This window comes from Frankia sp. CoWAU3, from assembly GCF_977971855.1.
On sequence record NZ_CDWWXB010000160.1, the window covers coordinates 5,477 to 8,754 of the forward strand.

2 protein-coding genes are annotated in these 3,278 nt (G+C 70.0%); one reads left to right on the plus strand and one right to left on the minus strand.

Going from position 1 to position 3,278, the window contains the following annotated elements; genetic code table 11:
• Positions 1-317, plus strand: a 317-nt coding sequence (locus tag AC08ON_RS13655) for a Rho termination factor N-terminal domain-containing protein (protein ID WP_476617097.1), incomplete at its 5' end; no start/stop codon positions are given.
• 65 nt (positions 318-382) lie between these two features.
• On the opposite strand, the gene AC08ON_RS13660 is transcribed toward AC08ON_RS13655, so the two are convergent.
• Positions 383-3,070, minus strand: coding sequence for an MMPL family transporter (locus tag AC08ON_RS13660; RefSeq protein ID WP_476607862.1), 2,688 nt, complete (start codon positions 3,068-3,070; stop codon positions 383-385).
• Positions 3,071-3,278: the final 208 nt, after the last annotated feature.

Genomic DNA, 3,278 nt, shown 5'->3' on the forward strand with positions numbered 1-3,278 from the left:
CCTACGGTGAGGGTGCGCGTGCCCACCGTGCGGCCTTTGCCGCGCTCAAGCACACCCACGAGAAGGTGGGGGACCGTTGGCGGCCGAAGAGTCGGCCCGGTCCCTCCGACGAGCAGGCCGCCAAGCCGACGCCCGCCTCCCGGCACAGCGGGCCGACCGCCGAGGGCGTGGACGCGGACGCCTCGCTGACACACCTGCGCGCGCTCGCCCGTGAGCTCGACATCCCCGGCCGCTCGACGATGTCGAGGGACGATCTCGTCGATGCGATCAAGAAGGCCAACCGCAGGCGGACCGCGCAGGCCCGCGGCGGCGGGTAGGAGTCGTCAGCTCCCGAGGCTACCGGCCAAGGCCGAGATTGGCGTTTACTACCTATGCGTACTACCTATGCGCTTTCGACGCGGATGTCGTCGAGTGCGAAACCCCGGATACCCATCATGGCCGGTAAGGGCCCACCGTCCGCGCGCCGCCGCGGGCGCAGGTAGTAGTGCCAGGTCGGGGCCGGCCCGACCGGCGGCCGGGCCCCTCGGGTAGGTTCTCCCCGCCCCCGCCGATAAGTGATCTTCGTCGTCATGCGGTTGCCGGGGTCGGAGTGTCCCCCGGGGTCGGGGGGTCCCGCATGCGAGGCCGCTTCGTCGCCGTCCTCCCGCAGGCTGAACCGCGCGTGCAGACGGCGCAGCGGCTCGGGAGCCCACCAGTTGTAGTCGCCCGCCAGGGCCATGAACGCCGGGACGAGGATCGCTCGCACGAGGGTCACGTCGAGCACGATCGACACGGTCAGCCCGACACCCACCAATTTGATCATACTGATGTCCGATGCGGACAGCGCGACCATGACCACGATGAGAGCGAGCGCCACACTCGTGATCAGTGGACCGGTCGTCCCCAGCCCACGGGCGACGGAATCGCGGTTGTCTCCCGTCCGCAGGTACTCCTCGCGGATGCGGGCGAGCAGGAAGATCTCGTAATCCATGCTGAACCCGAACGCGATGAAGAACATCAGGACCGGGCTGGTCATCTCCAGCATGCCCGACACCTGGAAGTCGCCGACCAGACCGGTCAGGTGTCCGTCCTGAAAGACGAACGCCAGCAGCCCGACGGTGGCAGCGAGGTTCAGCGTGTTGAGGAACATCGCCTTCAGCGGAAGGAGCACGCTGCCGGTGAACAGGAACAGCAGGATGAAGGTCGCCGTCATCACGACGGCGAAGGCCGGCAGCAGACTCCGCTTGATGGAATGCGAGGTGTCGAGGAAGTGCGGCGCAAGTCCGCCGATGAGGACGCCGAACGGCGCCGGTACCGCCCGCGGCCTCCGGACCAGGTCCTTCGCCGACTCGGACAGCGGAGACCTGTCGGTCTGCCACACCGACAGCCAGGCGCCGCGGTGCGTTCCGACGTACCTCATCGCAGTCTTCGGCACCGCACCGATCCGCTCGCCCCGCAGGAAGCTGCCGGTGACGGTGTCGATGCGGGCAACGCCCGGCAGCGCGGACAAGCGGGTCGCGTAGTCGGTCAGCTTCTCGGCGTTCCCCGGGTCCCGCGCGTCCACGCCGGGCACCACGATCGGAATCTGGCAGGACAGGCAGACGACGAAGTCCTCCCGCATCGCGTCGTTGACGACGTGAGCCTCCGCGGTCGCCGGCAGGACCGTGTCGTCGGCCAGCGCGAGGTCGAGGTGGCGCAGCGGGGCGGCACACAGCACCAACACGAAGATCGCGACCCCACCGAAGAACACCGGGTGGCGCATGACCCGCCGCGCCAGCGCCGACCAGCCGCGGCCAGCCGCCGAGGCCCCCACGCGGTGGCCACCGGACCGCCGGTGACCCGAGGGGCGCGACCCCGAGCGTCTCAGGGAGCCTCTCAGGCGCGACAACGCCAGCCGGACGTTGCCGCGCTCGATGCGGTCACCGAGCACCATCAGCGCCGCGGGCAGCACGAGCAGTGCGGCCACCTCCGATGCGACGACGACGATGATGCCGGCGAAGGCGAACGAACGCAGGTAATAGATCGGGAAGACCAGCGCGGCCGTCAGGGACAGCGCCACCGTCACCCCGGAGAAGAACACCGTGCGCCCGGCGGTCTCCAGCGTCCGGCGCAGCGCCGCCGCCGGGAGCAGCCCGCGGTCCCGTTCGTCCCGAAAACGTCGCAAGATGAACAGGCTGTAATCGACCGCGAGACCGAATCCGAGGGCGGTCGTCAGGTTCACCGAGAAGACCGACACGTCGGTGAGCGTGGCCGCCAGCCGCAGCAGCGCGAGACTCGACACCACCGACACCACGCCGACCAGGACCGGAAGCAGGGCGGCCAGGACCGTGCCGAAGGCGTAGAGCAGCACGAGGAACACCAGCGGAGCGGAGATCTGCTCACCGTGCGCCAGGTCGACACGGCTGCGCTCGGTCACGTCACGCATGACCGCGGGCGCCCCGCCGAACCGGACCTGGACCCCCGGACCATCGTGGGCGTACCGGTCGTGCAGGGCGTTCAGGCGGTGCTGGATGTGGTCCTCGGAACCGGTGAGCCGAAACACGATCAGGGCCGACCGGCCGTCCTTCGCACGCAGCAGCGGGCTCGCCTCGTTGGGCCCGCCCGGCCAGTACGACAGCACCGAGGTCACCCCCGGCTCCGCGGCGATCCGCCCGGTGAGCTCCCGGCCCAGGCGGGCGGCGATCGGCCCGTCGATACCCGGGGCCGACGTCAGCATGATGGCGACGTCGGGGGGCGCGTCCGGGAACTCCTCGTCGAGCAGCCGCTCAGCCCGCGTCGACGGATCGCCCGGTGCGTAGAAACCACCGGTGGCGAGCTGGTCGTAGATTCCGGCATTCCACGGCAGCAGCACAACCACCAGCAGGCAGGCGGCGGCGAGTAGCCTTCCCCGGTACACGACGGCCGCGTCAGCCACCATCGTGAACAGCGAACGGGGTGGTGCGCCGGTGGAGCCCGCCGACGCGGGGCCGCGGTCGGCCCAGCCCTCGTCCCGTCCGTGCGGCCCCTCGTCCCGTCCGTGCGACAACGCGGCATACGTCACCCGATCGGGTCGGGATTCGCGCTGCTGCGCCGGATCAGCGAACGACGGCATGACGCTCCTTCGAGGATCTCCCGTGCCGATGGATCTCGTAACGGCCGGACGGTGGCCGCCAGCGACCACACGTCCGGGCATGGAGCACCGCATGGAGCACTGCATGGAGCACCGCGAGGAAGTCCCGAGCTTCCGCCTCGAAAGTAGACCCGCCTGGGGTCCCAGTTCCGAACTCAGGGCTGCGCGAAGGTCGCGTGGTGTGACGGCC